A 17,632-nucleotide genomic window follows, 5' to 3' on the forward strand; every position below is an offset into this window, starting at 1 on the left:
TTTTTCACGCGTCGGGATCGCGACGTGGGCGGTTGCGCTGCGGATTTGGGCGCGGCGCAGGTGGCGGTTCGCGCGGTTCCTGCCCGGCAGGAGGGCTCTCGGGCGCGGGTGCGGCCGGGTCGGGATCGGCGGCGTAGCGCGCACGGTTGCGTGCAAGGAGAGTTCGGTAGCTCGCTTCGCTCATCTTGGGAGCGTCACGAAGCGCATAGAAGGGGACGGTGATCGACACCGCGCGCGGGGTCATGCCGCGTACATGACAGGCCCAGTTCGACCACTGCGGCTCGCGGCCGCGTTGGCCGTCTTTCTGTTGCGCGAAAAGAAAGTCGGGGCTGCTTCGCAAATCATTCGCCAGTTGCCGGGCATCTGCGTAGCTGACGCCGCCGCACATCTTGATGCTGGTGTTGGAAGCTACATGGGCACGCATGGTCGGCTTTAGGTCGTCCATGAGTTGATGCGCGAAGAGAACGCCGAGCTTGTATTTGCGCGCTTTCCGAAGAAGGGTTTCGAGGCTCTCGTCGAAGTAAGCTGCGGCCTCGTCGATGACGAGGTACGCTTGATGCCATTCGCTCTCGGGAATCGCCACGCGCTCGAACACGGCGGCCATGGTCGAGGCGATCATATACCGCCCGAAAAGGGGAGAGGCGTCCTTGAGCATCGCGTCGCTCGTGTTGACGCAGATGATGCTCTTGCGCTGGATCGCATCGAACATCGAGAGTTTGTTCTGCCGAGAAGCGAACATGCGTTCAAATGCCGGCACGTGAATGACATCGTACAGGCGGCGCGCCAACGCCATGCGCGTGGTCGCGAACGACGCGTTCTTATAAAACTGCTTCTCGAAGAAGTTGCGGGCGGTCGGATCGAGTGCGGCGATGCGGTCGTAATAGCTGCTTTGCTCGGCGCGCTTCACGTCTTCTTCTAGGAAATCCAACAGCGTGTGAATCGTCGCGGCGGGCTGCATCGACAGCATGAGGCGTGAGACATATGCGAATGCGGTTCCCATCTGGGTCGAGAGTTCGGCTGCAAGCGACGCAAAGATGTAATTGAAAAGCTGGAGAATATCACCTTCGACGATCTCGCGCTCGGCGCGGGAGTAGCCGGCCATGCGCGCATTGTTCATGGCAAACATGTTGAGGGCGGGCGGCGTTTCGTCTTCCGGGTCGACGATGATGAGCCGATCGGCAAGCGAGCCGGGCTGATCCGGGTCGAAAAGCGCCAGCCGCTGGATATGCCGCAGCATCTGATTCTGACTGTCGACGATGATGAGCGCCGGCGGGTCTGGCTTTAGAAGATCGCTCATGATGATGTGGCTAAGCGTCTGCGTCTTTCCGTGCCCGCTGCCTCCCAAGAGGTGCCAATGTTCGCCACGCTGCGCCTCGGGAATGCCGAAGGGCAGGCGCGCCGACGCAAGAGACGCCAATGGTGTCTCTTTGAGAAACAGGGCGACTAACTCGCGGGCTGCGGCGCCGTATGCGGAGGGCTGAATAAGCCTCGGCGAGACGAGGCTCTCCTTCGTGAAGGGGAGCCGCGACGCGGCGCAGCGGTTCTGGTCATACCGCTCGCGGAACGTCGCCGATACCGGACAGAGGGCGTCGGCGATCTGCTCGATTAGCTTTCCAGCGTCGGGCAACATGTCGAGTAGCGAGACGGTGAACGGCCCCTCGTCTATGTCGGGTGCCGCGGCGATGATCATCTCGAAGACGTTTGCGACTGCGCGCTCGAAGCGGCCGAACGCCTCTGGGTCCGAAAGCCTGTCGATACATGCCGCGAGGTGGTCGCGATATCGCGCCGCTTCGATGCTCTCCGGAATGGGCGGGGGAGGCGGGATCGAGCCTGGTTCGAATCCCTCGGCTCGGTAAAGGTGCGCGCCGATGTCTGCCAAGATGGGGCGGAGCGGGCTCGGGGCGCTGGCGGCCAGGCGCTCCGCGAATGCGTCGGCGCTCGGAAGGTTTGCCTTGGCGAGGGCTGCGCATGCCTGGTTATAGAGCGCAGTGTTCTTCTTCTGCGCCTGCTGGCGAACGGTCGCCGGCGCGTTGCGGTGGTTCTCGAAGAAGACGCGGAAGATCATATCTCATAGCTCGACGGATGGCGCGAAGCGGCGTTGCCGAGAATGTAGTCCTTGACGCGCGGCAGGATCTCTTCGGCGAGTTGCTGCTCGAACATGCGGGCAGCAAGCGCGGTGGGGAATAAGCGGACGTGCGGGCGCTTGTACATCAGATCGTTGATCGTGAAGGCGAAGTTGGGAAAATCGACAGCCTCCTCGGCTGCATACGCTTCATGCGTTCCTAGTGCGAAGCGCTGCACGATCGTCCTCTCTTCGTCGGAAAAGTCGATGTAGGCGGTCACGCGGTATCTGGTCTCGCGGCCGAGGAACCCTTTGCGCACCACGATGTCGTCATGAGTGATAGAAACGCGCATCCGACAAAAGTGCGCCGGCCGGAATGGCCGGTCAAGCATCAGGATTGCGGTATCGTTTTCGTCCTCGCTGGCGCCCGGCCGGCGTTTTCGGGAAGAACTTTTCGACCTGCTTCTCGACGAGGTTCCTCGGGACCATGTATCGCGCGCGGCTCTGCGCGAGCACAGCGGGGAAGCGGCCGCCGGCTTTCGGCGGCGGCACCATGTGGAGGAGCTTGGCGTCGCTAGGGACGCCATCGTGCATAACGCGCGCCCAAGCCTTGAAGTTATCTGTCTGGGCGAGCATCGCCCGATTCTTCAGGACGAGTTCGTCGGCGAGAATGGCGGCGTCTTGCGCGCCCACTCGGAACGCGATGATCGTGCCGGCGTTGCCGAATACGGCCTGCCGAATGCTCTCCGGCAGTTGGCCGACGTGCTGGTTCGCAGCCACTAATGAAAGCCGCCACTTGCGCGCTTCGGAAAGGATGGACGCGAAGCTGTCCGTGGCAAAGTTCTGGAACTCGTCGCAATACAAGGTGAAGTCGCGGCGTTCGTCCTCGGGAACCTCTTGCCGCGCTTCGGCCGCTTGAGCGAAAGCGGTGATAAGGAGAGCACCAAGAAGATGGGCTGGCTCTTGGCCCAGCCGACCTTTGGAAAGATTGATGATGAGCACGTGGCCGGAATCCATGATCTGCCGAGCATCGATCGTCGAAGCAGGCTGGCTGATGATCGATCGGATGAACGGGTTCGAGAGCAGGATGCCGATCTTGTTCTGCACCGGCGCGATCGCCTCGATACGATGTCGGTCGTCGTAGGCGGCATATTCGTTGCGCCAGTAAGCGCGGATAACTGGATCGCGGCATCGCTTGATGAGGCTTTCGCGATACGTCTCATCGACCAGAAGCCGGGGAAGGCCGAGCAATGTCTGGTCCTTCGTGTCGAACAGGAGCCGGAGGGAATTGGTGAGGATGTATTCGAGACGCGGACCCCAGCTCTGTGCCCAGATGTTCTTGAAAGCCGAAACGATATTGGCTGTTGCGGCGGCGCGCTTGTCAGGAGGGATACCCCAGAGGGGATTGTAGGAAAAGGTGTGGGCGGGGTCGGACGGGTCGAGATAAATGACGTTGCCCGTCCTGTCGCGCGGCACCATGCCGGCAATGAGTTGGCTGGCGTCGCCGTGCGGGTCGAGAAAGCAGAAGCCTGCGTCGTCGCCGAGGTCCGCCTGCATGAGATTGGTGAGCAGTCCTGTCTTGCCGGTGCCGGTCTGCCCGGCGACGTACACATGGCGACGGCGATCGGAACGCGACAGAGACACGCGTTCGCCATTGGTGAGCGCGCCGAGGGTGTAGGGGTGGGCCGTGTGCATAAGCCGGCGTCGGGCCGTGCCGAGTGTTCGTGCCGCTGGTACGAGCTTCGGTCGGTGCCGATCGCCGGCCTTCGAACGCGGTTGCCCGCGCAAAGAGCTGTCCGCTATTCATTATACGTCGGAACCGTCCGCGCCAGTTCGTCGTGCCGCTGAAAGCGGCCGACCCAAGAGGCTTTCCCAAGCGCATGGTCGGTAGGTCTGCGCGCGTGGCTCGTTGGCGTCCGATAGGGGCCAAAAAGGCTATTGGGTCGGGCGCGATAGCGCACGCGAACTGGCGCGGAATCAGGGCTTTAGCGTTCCCGAGTGAGGGAAACGGTTTCCCTCACTATTTCCCCCTCGATTTCCCCTAGTGGGCGAGGGCGGGAAATGAAAAGAGGCTCGGTTTGGATGCCGAGCCTCTCGCCCCATGATGGGGAACGCCCGTGTTAGGCGGCGATGGTTGGGTCGGAGCCGTCAAAGAAGTGGCGGACTTCTTTCCAGCGCCACGCGACGCGAGAACCGGGGTGTTCGCCGAACTTTTGTGGAGCCGGGAAACGACCCGCGTTGATCATTCGCCACGTGTGCGCTCGGGAATAAGGCCAGCCGAGCTTCTTCAAGGTTTTCCAATCCACCAGCATTCGCTCCTCGAACATCGTGATGTCCTCCAGTAAGAGGCATCGCGACGCCCAGATCGCTCGCTAGCGGGCGAGTGAACATAGCATGTCGCCGTGCTCCCGGCGAGATGCACATAGTTGTGCATAGTTGAACATGTGCCGGGTGAGAAGGTTTGGAACACGTTTATCTTCACGCCACTGCGCCTGACTACGCTAACAGTTGACGTTCGATTACCACCTTATGCCACCTCCGCTGCGGACATCGTCCGCTTTCGGCCAGGGCGGGCGTTGCCATATCAGCGCTGACTTATAGGCCGAGTTGAACTTCGGCTTCAGTGAACCAGCCTTGCTGGAGAACGTGCTGGCGCACCCGCTCGGGGTGCTCGGTGTATGCGACCAGTGCCAGACCGCGCTCTGCCCGGCTGCATGTCACATAAAAAAGCCGGCGGGTGGATGCGGTAGTCGCGTCTTCTCCTGTCCCGACACCGAAGAGCTTCTCGAACTTGAACTGAAATCCGCGCGACTCCGAGTCATCCATGATAACCATCACACGCGGGAATTCTAGGCCCTTCACCCCTTGATGAGTATCAAACCGAGCAGCGCCGGCGACGTATCGCGCATAAGGTTTGATCTGCTCGAACGGAGTGTTTAGGAACTCATCAACCGCCGCATCTCTTTCGGTCTGCCGATCAATCGATTCCGCGTCGGGGTCGTCCTGCTCAGTGATCGATGCTTCATCGCGAAATGCGACCCGTCGCAACGGGTCAGGTACAGTGAAAAGGCCAGTGGCGGCAATATTCCCGAGAACGTCGCCGAACGACGGAGTTCCGTCATTCTCCCACAGTTCCAGAAGTGATGTGACCGCCGCCTGGGCTTTCTGCAGCACTTCGGTCTGATTCTCAGCAGCTCGCAGTTTGTCGGCGCTTAGCAGGGGTGACGACGCCCGAACGATTCTTGCGGTTGCGAACTTATCGTCTTTCGCGTCAACCAGTGGCAGCACCCGGCCGGAAAATAATGTCAGGATCGACAGGCTTCCGTCTAGGAGGCCGGTGCGGAACTGGTCGATTGGGTAGAGATGCATGAACATTTGCTCGAATCCCATGCGTCGAGCCGCCATACGGTGTTCAAGGATCAGACTCTTAAAGCCGTCCTCCGCCTCCCACTCGGGATCGCCAGTGATCGTCGCCATCTGACTAGCGATCGCCCGTTCTGCGACGACCTTATCGACAGTACTGGTCGGCAGGATAAAAATCCTGGCATGCCCTTCGACGGCACCGCTCCAGGGTATCTGCACTTGGCGATCGCCAGCTTCCCTAATCTTGTTGATGAGGCGAACCACTCGTCGCGGACAGCGGAAGTTTAGTTTCTTCGTTGGCGTGATCCAACCAGCCGGCAGTTGCTCGCCGAGGCCATCCTTACCGTCGCTGTAAATTCGCTGCATCATGTCGCCAAGAAGCCCGAGAGCAACATTTGCGGGGTACGCCTGCTGGAGATTGAAGAGCGCCTCGATAAGATACTTGCTGGTGTCCTGGCTCTCATCGATCAGGATGAACGGAAACCCGTCCATCAGAATGCGCTGCATGACAGGCTTGGTCTGGATAAAGTTGCCGACGATCTTCAAAACCTCGGCATGGTTCAGTGAATCTCGACCGTGATTGTCGCTGTCCGGGCTATAGACGAACGCCCTGATTGTATCGAGACCTTGCAGTCGGCGTGTTTTCGAGGCAATTGATGCAAGTCGGTCTGCCGAAGCCTTAGTCCCTGGGCGCCCTTTGGTCTCAAGTTTCTGAAGCTCGCTGATGTCGTCGGCGAGCTGAACGCGGAGCCACTCGCGAATGTCGTGATTGAAGCCCTGGATCATCGACCAGGCGAAGCTGTGGATCGTTGAAACCGCAATCACCGAATCGAACTGCGTCCGCCGAATGATTTCGTCGCGTGCGGCTTTCGTGTAGGTGATGACGGCGATGCGTTGTCCGCGAAGTCTCAGCGTTGGGCCAAGCGCGGCACGGATATGGTCAAGGGCCTTAACCAGGGAGCGCGTCTTCCCCGAACCCGCACCGGCGAAAAGGAAGAAGCTCTTCGGCGCATCAAGGCTAAGGCATCCAATAATCACGTCATCGACATGATCGTCGGCGTGGTCATCGGTCGTAGGTTCCGCTGTAGTCATGCAACTGCTGCCTTTGGGGCTAAGTCGTCCTCCTTGCGTCGCAGTTGCTCAATCAACCACAGCAAACCAGTTTCGATATAGGTTGGCACGGCCAGTTTACCCACATCCGTACTGAATAGCAGATCAAGTGCGAATTCCGCCTTTCCTCCGTCCTTCAGTGTTTCCCGGACCGCTTCGGCAAGCGCGGGGAGATCGGCGGCAGCATCTATCGCTTTGCTGAATTTGCCGATTAATCCTGTCCCTTTCCGGTTCGTGAAAAACGGTAGATTCTGGTAGAGCAGTGCGTCCTCAAACGTGTTCGCGAGTGCTTCTCCTGTGTTGCCCTTGAAATGAACTTCGACAGGAGTTTGGTAAGCGACCCGGACTGCGTACCCGCTTGGATAGGTGATCGCTTTGTCTGGCTCAGCAAGATCGAGCAGCGTGTCGACCGCCTCGTTCGATGGAACCCACGATTTTAAGGTCTGGTTGCGCGCAAGTTGGCCGGTACCGCGTTTCGGTGATTCTGCCGCCTCGCTAGCTGCGTTCTTGGCGTCGAGGTCAGTGATGACGAGCGTTGTAAGTCCTAGGTGATCAATCAGGTCGCGCAACCGGTGTGCATGGCTACCGCCGATCTCCAACCACGTCAGATAACACCGTTGCAGGTAATCGAACTGTGTCCTTTCTTCGACGAAATGCGGCACGAGTATTCGTTCGCCGGAGCCTTCAATCAGGACGGCCCCATCGGCAAAGAATAGGTCGCAGTGGCTGGCCTTCAGATACCGGGTAACAAATTTCGGAGTCTGATCGTTGCCTCCGAATACTTCTGTCAGGTTCACGACAGTTGCGATGGGAACAGCGAATGTCGTTGGTGACGCTGGCAGGCGACGAAAGTAGCGGAGGTTTGCGAAATCGCAGGCGTGAGCGACGTGGCTGGAGTGGGTGCTCACGACCAGTTGCGTGGTCAGCTTCGTCGATTTACCCAGGTCCTTGTGATTCCGGAGAACTTCGTACGCCTGCTTGATGAAGACCTGCTGTACCTGTGCATGTAGGTGTGCTTCAGGCTCTTCTACCAGGACAAGGTGGAGCGGCGGGATCACTGCCGTCGTCGCTTTGTCTCCGCTACCCGCTTTTCCAACCTTCATCCAGGCGTCGCGGAAGCTCATGAGACCGAACACCATCGAGACGAGGTTTTGGTAACCGAGGCCGTTTGAGTCCTCCGGGAGACGATGGATTTTATCAGCGTCGATCGTCGGCACTTCGTATTGCACCGCTGCATCGTGACTGAGGCTGTCTTGGAGCCGGATTTTTGTGGAAATGGTCAGTTTCGGGTCAGTGACTCCCGGATAGCCCAAGCCCTCTAGTTCTTTCAGCGCGCTGTCAAAGGATTCCTTAAGCCTGCCGTCGAAGGCAACACGTGCTTCCTCGAGTGCCCGGAGCGCCTTTATGTCGTTCGGCTCCGGCGTTTCGTATGGATCAAGATGGTTGTCGTAGTAGGCTCGTAGTTGAGTCGATAGTTTGCGTCCGCCGACGCTTTCCCCAGGCGACAAGCTCCCACCATCATTTCGGAATGAACGTGGCGGCCCAGCTTGTCCGAACCCACGCTGGGCGCTTATCTCGTCTATTCTGATCAGGCCATCGAACGGATCACCCTCGATGGGTTCTTGGTCGGGAGGGAGTGCCTGGGGGTTCGCTCGGCCATCTACTACCGGCGTTAGTTTCGCTGGATCGAGCAGGTAAGCTTTGACCTTGAACGCCTTCCGCATCCTGCGGTCGAGGTAGTCCAGTAGTGACAGTGGCCAAAGATCAATACTCGGGTTGGCACCTTCGTCGCTCGCTCCGGCACCCGCGGTTCCGGTTATAGCGCGGAGCATATCGGCGTTTTTCGAACGAGTTTTTAGATATTCTTGCTGGAGAGCGGAGGCATCGTCGGGCTCATAGCGTAGGCGGACCCCTATCAGATCGTCTGTCCAGTCCAATGTCGGAATGAGTTTCTGAACGTAGTGCAGTTCGCCGGGGCCGACATGAAGCCAAATATCTAGAAACGGCATCAGCTCCAGAAGGGAGTTCGGCGACGGAGGCGCTTCGTTGTTCTTTAGCGCCTCCTCCCATCTGTCGCCCGCAACATTTATCATCTTCCAATGGGAAAGTGTTAAGTCATTTATAGAGAATGCTTTTGAATCAAAAAGAAATCGCCGAAGGGCAATCATAGCAGAAGTCTTGCCGCTGTTGTTTGCTCCGACGAATACCGTCTTGTCTGCGGCGAAATCTACCCGCACAGCGAGAAGTTTTCTGAAATTACTTATCTCAATTTGCTTAATATACATAGATGTTCTCATCTATAAGTGTACGATACGGGGTTCGCGCAATCAAACGACTGCGTCGATGAGTGTCTGCTAATAGGCGAGCTACAGCCTCGGGATCGCGATGAGATTGGCACCGATGAGGGTCGCGTTCGAGTCAAAATCTGAATATGGGTAACCGTAAGAGTAGCATGCCTTAGGTCCGGGATGCGATTTCCAAAAGCCGCGTCTCCCACGCTTCAATGGCGGCGCGCATCTCGTCCATGTAGCCGTGACGCTGATACACGCCGACGATGCCGCCGAAACTACCGGAGACGTGGTTGAGCAGTTTTTCTGTCACCTCCAGACGAACGCCGAGTGCGGCGAGGTTGGTGGCGAACGTGCGACGCAGATCATGGAGCGTCCACGACGAGACGGTGCAATCCTTGTCGAAGGCCGCCTTGAAATTCGACCATCCTGTGATTGGCAGTGAGACATCCTTGCTGCCGGGGAAGAGGAACCGGCTTCTGCGATCGACCTTGGCAAGCACCTCGGCGACCATGTCGCCGTAGGGGAAGGTGTGCTCCCGCTTGTTTTTGGTCACCGAGGCTGGGAGCGTGATAGTTCGCTTCTCGTCGTCGATCCAATTCCATTCGAGCGACCCGATTTCGCTGCGGCGTTGGCCGGTGAGGATCAATAGTTCCAGGACGTGGCCGAAGGGGAAGCCTTGGTCCCGTGCCTTTTGCAGCACCTCGCGGAGTTCGGCATCTGCGAGAACCCGTTCGCGGGAGCGCGCTTTCGGAGGCCCCTGCAATCCTTCGGCTGGACTGGCTTTTGTTAGGTGACGCCGTATCGCCCAGCGGAAGAAAATCTTCACTGCCGCAAATGCATGTGCACACTCGGAAGGCGTTCCGAGCAAGTTGTCGATGATCTTCGCGATTTCGCGTGGAGTGATGTCGGCAAGGTTCTTCTTGCCGAGAGGGGGCACGAAATGCCTGTTGAGGAGCCGCGTGTAGTCCTTCGTCGTGCGGGGTCGATTGCGCTTCGCCGAAGCGGCCAAGAACATTTCGAGAGCTTCATCGAAGGAGACGGCTTCAGCCGTCTCCTTCTTTCCGATACCGAGCGTCTGCACGGCAAGGATGCGGCGGCATTCAGTCCGAGCTTGCGCCAAGGACATAGCCGGATACTTCCCGATATACGTGCGGGTTCGTTCCTTACCCTGCACCAAGCAAAAGCTCTTGGTGCCGGCCGCGCTGACGCGAAGGCATAGCCCGCGCTGGGTTTCATCAAAAATAGCGGCCGACCCATGTCCGGGCGGCTTCGCTGTTCGGACAAAATTATCGGTGAGCGCGACACGCATTTTGGCTCGCTTTTGGCTCGCCTTGGGGGTGTGCTACCCGGATATCCCATGAGACGCGTTGAAGCAAGAAATCTTTACAAAACAGTTAGATGAAGGCATCTATGATGCGTGCTGCAATACGGCGAAAAGACGAAAAAACGGATTTTGATTCCGCCATACGGAGGTTCGAATCCTCCCGCCCCAGCCAAGCATTCCCGGAAGTCCAGACCGGACGCGGTCTTTGGGAAAAAGGCCGGATTTCTGGGGCGTTTGCGCGAGGAGCGGCGTCTCAGAGACTTCTTGAGTCGGAAAATCCAGGTCTTAATGGCGTGATTCCGGCCACAGTCTCAGTCGGCGATTTTCCAATGTCCGGGATTTTTCGACGGACGCCGCCTGAGACAGGTTCGCTTCGCGCGCAGACTGGTTCGCTTCGACGCGATTCGGACGACGAACCGGAAGTGTATTCACTATGTCGTCGGCTCCGGATCGAGGCACGGCGGAGGCATGAGACGGCGCGGCGCCGGCCGCAATCGGACAAGATCGTGATTGGGGGTTTTAGCTGAGGCCGAGCAGTCGCTCCTGATCCGCCCAAGCATGGGGCAGAGCCTGTGTCAGGCTGGAGACTGTCACACCCGAGGGAGCGGCGCCGTCGGCGATCGCCTGAATGACTTTTGGCGACAGGAACGCAAGGACGGCCAAGCGCCGAACATGACGTTCCGCGAGACCTTCGCTCGAGGCGATGGCCTCGAAGGAGGCGGTCTTATCCGAAAGGATCGTCTCCATCCATCCGCGTGAACGCGCAATCGCTTTCAGCAGCGCCTCTCGCGTTTCGGAATCGATCGTCCCCTGGTCTATTGGAGCCTGCGCGACGACCTTCCGGGGCATAAGTTTTGGAGCAAAGGGGATTGTCAGCTCGTGCAATTTATTCGGCGCAATATCAGAGTCCAGTAGATTTGCTTGCAGCTCAGGCTCGCGAAACGTGATCGCGATTCGATCGGATTCAATGGTGATCCGCTCGATCCGGGCCCGAATCAGATCGCGATCGCAGGCGTCGTCATTTGCGTTAAGCCTCCCCCTCAGAGCGTCGCAAACGAGTTGTTCGACATCGGGCGCCGACACGCGGGAGACGGTTCCCGCTTCGCTTTTTCGGTTCTGCAGCAAGGCGTGAGACACGTAATAGCGATAACGCACGCCCTTCTTGTTGGCGTGGCTCGGGCTCATCGGGTTGCCGCGATCATCGAAGAGAAGACCAACGAGCATGGAGGAGGAACGTGATCTCGTGAGCTTTCGCTTGACGGCGCCTTCGGCCAATCTCGCCTGAACCGCGTCGAAGAGATCGCGATCGAGAATCGGCTCGTGCTCGCCCTTGTGAATCTCTCCGCGATAGGCGATCTCGCCGACATAAAAGCGATTTTTAAGCATATGCGCGAGCGGGCCGACCATGAAGCGATCGGCGGCGATAATTTTGCCGCTCGCGAGCTTCCGGGGTCTTGGTCTGACGCCTTCCCGGTCGAGCGCCGCCGCCAGTTCGCCGATTGATCCGAGGCGCAGGTAATCGGCGAAAATTTTTCGTACCAGTCCCGCCTCGTCAGGAGCGACTTCAAGCTTCTTGCCGACACTTTGGTAACCCAGAGGAATTGGCCCGCCGACCCAGATCCCCTTGCGCTTGGAGGCGGCAATTTTGTCCCTGACGCGTTCACCGATGACCTCGCGTTCAAATTGAGCGAAGGACAGCAGCACGTTCAGGGTCAACCTACCCATGCTTGAAGTGGTGTTGAAGGATTGAGTGACCGAGACGAAGGAGACGTCGAACTCATCGAAGAGCTCGACAAGCTTGGCGAAATCGGCGAGCGAGCGCGTCAGGCGATCGACTTTGTAGACTACGATGATGTCGATCTTACGGAATCGGACCTGCTCCAAAAGGCCTTGTAACGCCGGACGCTCCAGCGAGGCGCCGGACAATCCGCCGTCGTCGAAGCGATCGGCGACCAGGCGCCAGCCTTCATGGGCTTGGCTCTTGATATAGGCCTCGCAAGCTTCCCGCTGCGCGTCGAGCGAGTTGAAGGCGAGGTCGAGATTGTGCTCGGTCGATTTGCGCGTGTAGATCGCACAGCGCTGAGGCTTGGCGGCGGCTGTTTTCATGCGCTGCGTCCCCGACTAAAAGTGGGAGAGGCGGCGGCTCGCGAGTCCCCGCCTGAGCGTTGTGTGGGAAGGGTCGGCTCGGGCGGGCGTATTCCTGCTGGGCCGAATTGAAGAGCTTGTCGGCAGGGCGCGTGACTGGATTGTCTCGTCTACATCCGCTGACCGCGCAGACTCTTCGTCGCCGCGCAGACCAAAGAAGCGCGGTCCATTCCAATTTGTGCCCGTGATCTTCAAGGCGATGGTCGACAGGCTCGGATAGATCCGTCCCTCCCAACAGAAGCCGCCGGGGACGACGAGCACCTCCTGCGCTTTGCCCTGATATTCTCGGACAATGACGGAACCGATCTTCAAGCGTCTCGAGGGCGCGGAGCCCTTCTTAGCGACTGTCGCGAGAAGCCGGCGCAGAGGGGTCTCCAATCCGCCGAGACGCTCTTCTTGCAGCCAGTGTGCGAGCGCACGCGCCATGAGATCCTTCGTCAATGCGACAGGCGGTTCGCGCTTCCGCTTCGCGCGCCACATCTCGCGTAACTCTTCGATGTTCATCGCGATGATGCGGGCGAGCTCCGCATTGATATCAGTGGCGTCCGGCAGGCCCGCCGGACGCCGCCGCGACGGGGACCGCGTCATCAGATCAGGCCCGAGCCGGGCAGGAGCGACTCGCGATCCGATAGAGCGATGCTCCAGGCGCGTGCGGGATGCGTTCGACTGCAAAACCACGCTTGCGAAGCCCCGTCAGAGCCGCTCGCGTTGTATGCGGCAGCCAGCCGGTCGCCTTGATCAGCGCATCAATTGTCACACCCGGTTCCTTCGACAGCATGTCGACAATGAGCGCCTGTTTGGATCCCGTGCGTGGGGCCGCGCCGATCGAACGCTCTTCCGGTTGCACAGCAGCGCTGGCCGCCCTTTGAGTCTTCGCGACGGCGCTGGCGCACGTCGCTTGTAGAGCGGAATGATCGGCAGGCGTCGCGTCTTTTTCGACCTCGATCGCGTCGCGACCGGCGCGCGTGATCACGAGACTGATGTTCTTTCCTTCCGATTCGCGCCAGACCGGCATTCCCGGCTTCGATCGACTCTCCCGCATGAGTTTACGAGCGACGAGACTCGATCCAACTTTCGCCGCCGCCGCCTTGCCCATCCCATGCGGCGCAACGGCGACGCCATCGTCCCGTGCGGCCGCCTTCGAGAGCACGATCAAGTGATTGTCAGTAAGTTTCTGCATGTTCTCCTCCGTCGTGAGCAACAGCATCCGCTGTCACTGACACAACCCGCCATGGCGCTGTGCCGGCGGGGTGAGGAGGAGGGCTCAGGGCTTTGCTTGCCCGTCCATGACCCCGAGCAACGCTCTGCTCCGCAGAGAAGTCCAGGGAATTCTCAGGACATTGGGTACGCGCAGCACACAATCCATGCATCGGGCAATAACAGGTCCGAATCCCCTTGGGCACGCCAAAATCGGTACCGCTCTGGATAAACTGCGCACCCAGCCATTCGAACGACTTCCGTTTTGAACCCCTAGCGACAGGTAGAGCGTAATCGAACGGGCCAAAGTCGTTCAACGAGATGTTTCACTGAATGGCTATGACAACTCGCCATCGTTTAAGTGTGTGCGTTTTTGTGATGTCTGTTCGAATCAGTTGACAACGATCCTCTCTTCATCCTTCCTCATAAAACCGAGCAGGAGGTGCCTCTTGCAGACACGGGCCTATACTTCCAATATCAGTCATGATTCGGCGCAGTTCGTGATTCAAAAATTGCCGTGCCAAATTCGTTTCACACTGCTTTAATGGCCAGGACGACCCGCCAATATTCCGCAAAAACCATCAAGCTTCTGTTCGGAAGCTGCGGAAACGAATGTGCCGAACCGACGTGCACGAACAGGATCATCGCCGCGGGCACGCCTCAATCCGATGCCGCCGTCATTGGTCATATTTGTCATATCTATGCAGCCGCCGATAACGGTCCGCGCGGCAAGCCTGGTCTGACCGAGAAACAGCGCAACGCGCCGGCCAACCTCATTCTGCTGTGCGGCCATCATCATCCGCTTGTCGATAAGCAGTGGGAGACCTACCCCGCGGAGATGCTGATCGCCTGGAAAAAGAGGCATGAGGCCAAATTCCAAAAGGAAACGGCGGAGGCGCTGCGGCTGCAGGCTGAAATGCGGCAGCTGGCCTTCCTTGCCGCTTACTCCGACGAACAGATCAACGCGGAAATCGAACGTATCCGCAAGGCACGGTTTCTGGCGGGCTTTCCCACCAAGGAGGCGGCCCGCGTTCTTGCCGTCCGCGTCGATGTGGCGGAGTTTGCCGGCGGTTCGCGCGAGACCCGGGCCCGGGCGCTGGCGTGGAGCGCACGCCTACTAGCGCTGAGCGAAACCTCCGGCGAGGCTCAAATCCTCCTCGCCAAGGCAAAAGCTTTGGGCAACGGCGAAGACGCCACCATCGCAGAAGCGTTTCTGACATCCGTCAGCGACAAGGCTGCAGCTCTCGCCTTGCTGACGCGCATACACACGCCCGCGGCCCGTTCCGCTGCGTTGCGTATTGTAACCAACCAAGAGGGTGCGAACTGCGCTATTGCCTGGTTCGATAAGGCTGGTCTCGCGCTCACCGATCTCGATTCCGAAGGCAAGCTACTTTATCTTATGAACGCGCTGAGCACGGAAGAGTGGGGCCGCGCCGCGGCCATAGCTGCAGCGATAGCCGACGATGACTTCCGCGAAGCGCCCGTGCTGTACCACGCCGTGGCGATGACGGAACTTATTCAGGCCGTGCCGCTGGAGCTCCGGACAGCTGTTATGAGCCAGGTCCTCTTCGAAGCGAACAGCTTTCCGCTCGCCTCTGACGGCACGGCCCTGGCGGCCCGAAGGCGTGCGGCCGCATTGTTCAGCAAGTCCTCCGACTTCGCGCAGTCCATGGGCGTCGCCAACCCGTCCAATCCGGATTCAGATTACGCGCTCTGGCTCAAATTGCGCGACCCGCGGGATCATGCGCTGGGCATGGAAGAGCTGCGCGCCAGCATGCGCGATCCGGCGCAGTCGCTGCGGCGGCTCAATCTCGCTCTTCAGTTTGGCATCAAACTCGACCTCGCAGCGATCGAACGGCAGATCGAGCAGCGCATCGCCCTGTCAGGCAAGGGCACAGCGGACGAAGCACTCGCGCGATTTGCGCTCGCCTTTGCGCAGGGAAATCCTCGCGAGGCGGCGGAATACATCGCACGACACCGTGCGCAGCTCTACGAGCATCTGCAAAAAAGCGGGATTCAAGCTATCGAAATCGAGCTGCTAGCGCGTGGCGGGCTGATAGACCAGGCGAACAGACATCTCGCCCAGGCAGTTGCGGACGGCATGGGCGAACACGAACAGCGGTCTCTACAAAGGATCATTGCTGAGGCCGCCGGGGACGATCCCGCTGCCGCGCGCAGACGGCTATACGAACAAACCGGCGCCCTCCGCGATCTGGTGAACCTCGCCAACCTCCTTGAGGAACGTAAAGCCTGGACGGAATTGCTTCCTTACACCGAGGCGCTATTTGCGCGGACGGGCGCACTGGAGGATGCGTCGCGAATTGCGACCGCTCTGAACGCTGCTGCCGAATACGGCAAGCTCTATGAGTTCCTCGCGGCGCACCCGGACCTCGTTCGACAATCCGTCGGGTTGCGAACCGTTTGGGCATGGTCACTCTATCGCGAGGGCCGGTTCGACGAAGCTCGATCTGTATTAAAGGAGTTATCGGAGGCAAGGGACGACGCCAATGACAGGGCGCTGCGCGTCAACCTAGCCATTGCTTCTGGTGATTGGGACGAGCTCATCGCATACACTGCGGCGGAATGGGAGCGCCGCGAACATCGCACCGCTGCCGAACTGCTGGCCGCGGGACAGCTCGCTCAGGCGGTCGCTGCGCCCCATGCCCGCGATCTCGTAACCGCGGCAGCCGAGCGGTCTGCCGATGCCCCGGCCATCTTGGCGGCCGCCTACTTCCATGCGACCAGCGCCGGTTGGGAGCAGAACGCAACAACCAGCCAATGGCTGAGCCGGGCGGCCGCTCTCTCCGGCAGCGATGGTCCGCTACAATCCATGTCGATGAGAGAGTTGCTCGACCGTAAGCCAGAATGGGATAAGCGGGAGGCTTCGGTGTGGCAGCAGCTGAATGCCGGCCAGGTACCAGTGTTCGGCGCGGCGCACATGCTGGGGCGATCGCTCATCGACTTTATGCTGCTGCCGTCACTGGTGAATCTGAACGAGCCTGATCCGCGCCGCCGCAGCATCGTCTATGCCTATAGTGGTGCCCGCCCTGGATTTGTCGTGCCAAAGCCCGAACGCATTGCGTTGGATTTGGCCGCGATTATCACGCTGGCGCGCCTGGATCTCCTGGACATCGTTCTCACGACCTATGCCGACGTCGTGATACCGAACACCACGCTCGGATGGCTGTTTCAGGAACGGCAAAAGGCCCGCTTCCACCAGCCCAGCCAGATCAAGGAGGCCCATCTTCTCAAGCGGCTGATAGCAGCGAAGAATTTGAACGTTCTGCCGCCGCTCATGGTGCGCAACCAGGCCCTCGACCGGGAAGTGGGGGCCGCGCTTGCCGATCTGCTCATCACGGTGCGCGCCAAGATGGAATCGGACAGCGAAACGCTGCGCTACGTCGTTCGATCGGCACCGGTCCATCGCATCGGATCGCTCATGGAAGAAGAGGCCGATCTGTCCGCCTATGCGGACGTTCTTTGCAGCTGCCAGGCTGTTGTCGCGAAGGTGCATGCCAAGAGCCTTCTGATGGCGGGCGAAGAGGAAGCCGCGCGCTCCTATCTGAAGCTTCACGAACGAAGTTGGCCGTTGGAGCCTGCCATCGCCGACGGTGCCGAACTCTATCTCGATCACCTGTCCGTGGCCTATCTGAGAACCGTGGGCGTCCTCGACAAACTGCAAGCGGCCGGCCTCACTGTATTCATAGATGACTCGACGGACATCGAAGCCAATCGCTTGATTGCATTTGAAGCGCTGGCGGATCGTCAGATGGAGGTCATAGAGACGATCCGGCGCTCACTTTCCGAAGGACTCAGATCAGGGCGTGTGCATGCCGCGCGCTCTCGCGAGGTCGATGAGGGCGAAATGATCTGCATGCACCCGACCTTCGCGGTTCTGAGCATGGGCGAGAACGTCGATGCCTTCGTTGTCGACGATCGCTTCATCAACCGTCACGCGTCCATGATCGACAAGAACAAACAGACGGGCATTCTGACGACACTTTGAACCGCCCCGGGTTTGCCGGAGGCTGTTTCGTTTGAGTCACGCCGCCAATGCGGGCTTCGCGATTTGCGCATAATAGCGCGCTTCGGCTTCGGCTGGCGGAATGTTTCCGATCGGCTCCAGCAGCCTCTTGTTGT

Annotated in this window: 11 protein-coding genes; 1 reads left to right on the forward strand and 10 read right to left on the reverse strand. The window is 59.4% G+C overall.

All coding sequences use genetic code 11. The features are described from left to right. Positions 1–4 precede the first annotated feature (4 nt). From ACR65W_RS00910 to ACR65W_RS00955, 10 genes are all read right to left on the reverse strand, one after another. Positions 5–2,065, reverse strand: a complete 2,061-nt coding sequence (locus ACR65W_RS00910) for a hypothetical protein (protein ID WP_434500535.1) — start codon at positions 2,063–2,065, stop codon at positions 5–7. Further along, positions 2,062–2,415 (reverse strand): hypothetical protein, encoded by a 354-nt coding sequence (locus ACR65W_RS00915; RefSeq protein WP_434500536.1) that lies wholly within the window; start codon positions 2,413–2,415, stop codon positions 2,062–2,064. Before ACR65W_RS00915 ends, ACR65W_RS00910 begins: the two co-directional genes overlap by 4 nt. Positions 2,416–2,446: 31 nt before the next feature. Further along, positions 2,447–3,757 carry a type IV secretory system conjugative DNA transfer family protein gene (locus tag ACR65W_RS00920; protein ID WP_434500537.1) on the reverse strand — a complete coding sequence of 437 codons (1,311 nt, stop codon included), beginning with the start codon at positions 3,755–3,757 and terminating at the stop codon, positions 2,447–2,449. Positions 3,758–4,182: 425 nt separating this feature from the next. After that, positions 4,183–4,389, reverse strand: a complete 207-nt coding sequence (locus ACR65W_RS00925) for a helix-turn-helix transcriptional regulator (RefSeq protein WP_434500538.1) — start codon at positions 4,387–4,389, stop codon at positions 4,183–4,185. 268 nt (positions 4,390–4,657) lie between these two features. Beyond that, entirely contained in the window at positions 4,658–6,517 is a 1,860-nt protein-coding gene (locus tag ACR65W_RS00930) for a UvrD-helicase domain-containing protein (RefSeq protein ID WP_434500539.1), read from the reverse strand. Continuing rightward, positions 6,514–8,820: an AAA family ATPase gene (locus tag ACR65W_RS00935; RefSeq protein ID WP_434500540.1), complete on the reverse strand. Its 2,307-nt coding sequence runs from the start codon at positions 8,818–8,820 to the stop codon at positions 6,514–6,516. The genes ACR65W_RS00930 and ACR65W_RS00935 overlap by 4 nt, the downstream gene beginning before the upstream one ends. A gap of 172 nt (positions 8,821–8,992) precedes the next feature. Next, complete coding sequence (locus ACR65W_RS00940) at positions 8,993–10,135, reverse strand: tyrosine-type recombinase/integrase (protein ID WP_434500541.1); 1,143 nt, start codon at positions 10,133–10,135, stop codon at positions 8,993–8,995. 534 nt (positions 10,136–10,669) lie between these two features. Then, the gene (locus ACR65W_RS00945) at positions 10,670–12,256 is read right to left on the reverse strand and encodes a recombinase family protein (protein ID WP_434500542.1); all 1,587 of its coding nucleotides are present in this window, start codon (positions 12,254–12,256) and stop codon (positions 10,670–10,672) included. Between the two features lie 15 nt (positions 12,257–12,271). Next, positions 12,272–12,883: a DUF2924 domain-containing protein gene (locus tag ACR65W_RS00950; protein ID WP_434500543.1), complete on the reverse strand. Its 612-nt coding sequence runs from the start codon at positions 12,881–12,883 to the stop codon at positions 12,272–12,274. A gap of 4 nt (positions 12,884–12,887) precedes the next feature. Beyond that, positions 12,888–13,475, reverse strand: coding sequence for a DUF3489 domain-containing protein (locus ACR65W_RS00955; RefSeq protein ID WP_434500544.1), 588 nt, complete (start codon positions 13,473–13,475; stop codon positions 12,888–12,890). A 561-nt stretch (positions 13,476–14,036) separates the two neighbouring features. On the opposite strand from ACR65W_RS00955, the gene ACR65W_RS00960 reads away from it, so the two are divergent. Further along, positions 14,037–17,498, forward strand: coding sequence for an HTH domain-containing protein (locus ACR65W_RS00960; protein WP_434500545.1), 3,462 nt, complete (start codon positions 14,037–14,039; stop codon positions 17,496–17,498). Positions 17,499–17,632: the final 134 nt, after the last annotated feature.

The sequence above is a fragment of the Methylocystis sp. genome (assembly GCF_051062815.1).
Lineage (GTDB): Bacteria > Pseudomonadota > Alphaproteobacteria > Rhizobiales > Beijerinckiaceae > Methylocystis.

Excerpts from the sequence above, each read along its gene's own strand:
- ACR65W_RS00915 (WP_434500536.1), bottom strand. The coding sequence starts at position 2,415 with ATGCGCGTTTCTATCACTCATGACGACATCGTGGTGCGCAAAGGGTTC.
- ACR65W_RS00930 (WP_434500539.1), bottom strand. The coding sequence starts at position 6,517 with ATGACTACAGCGGAACCTACGACCGATGACCACGCCGACGATCATGTC.
- ACR65W_RS00960 (WP_434500545.1), top strand. The coding sequence starts at position 14,037 with ATGGCCAGGACGACCCGCCAATATTCCGCAAAAACCATCAAGCTTCTG.
- ACR65W_RS00920 (WP_434500537.1), bottom strand. The coding sequence starts at position 3,757 with ATGCACACGGCCCACCCCTACACCCTCGGCGCGCTCACCAATGGCGAA.
- ACR65W_RS00950 (WP_434500543.1), bottom strand. The coding sequence starts at position 12,883 with ATGACGCGGTCCCCGTCGCGGCGGCGTCCGGCGGGCCTGCCGGACGCC.
- ACR65W_RS00910 (WP_434500535.1), bottom strand. The coding sequence starts at position 2,065 with ATGATCTTCCGCGTCTTCTTCGAGAACCACCGCAACGCGCCGGCGACC.
- ACR65W_RS00935 (WP_434500540.1), bottom strand. The coding sequence starts at position 8,820 with ATGTATATTAAGCAAATTGAGATAAGTAATTTCAGAAAACTTCTCGCT.
- ACR65W_RS00945 (WP_434500542.1), bottom strand. The coding sequence starts at position 12,256 with ATGAAAACAGCCGCCGCCAAGCCTCAGCGCTGTGCGATCTACACGCGC.
- ACR65W_RS00925 (WP_434500538.1), bottom strand. The coding sequence starts at position 4,389 with ATGTTCGAGGAGCGAATGCTGGTGGATTGGAAAACCTTGAAGAAGCTC.
- ACR65W_RS00940 (WP_434500541.1), bottom strand. The coding sequence starts at position 10,135 with ATGCGTGTCGCGCTCACCGATAATTTTGTCCGAACAGCGAAGCCGCCC.
- ACR65W_RS00955 (WP_434500544.1), bottom strand. The coding sequence starts at position 13,475 with ATGCAGAAACTTACTGACAATCACTTGATCGTGCTCTCGAAGGCGGCC.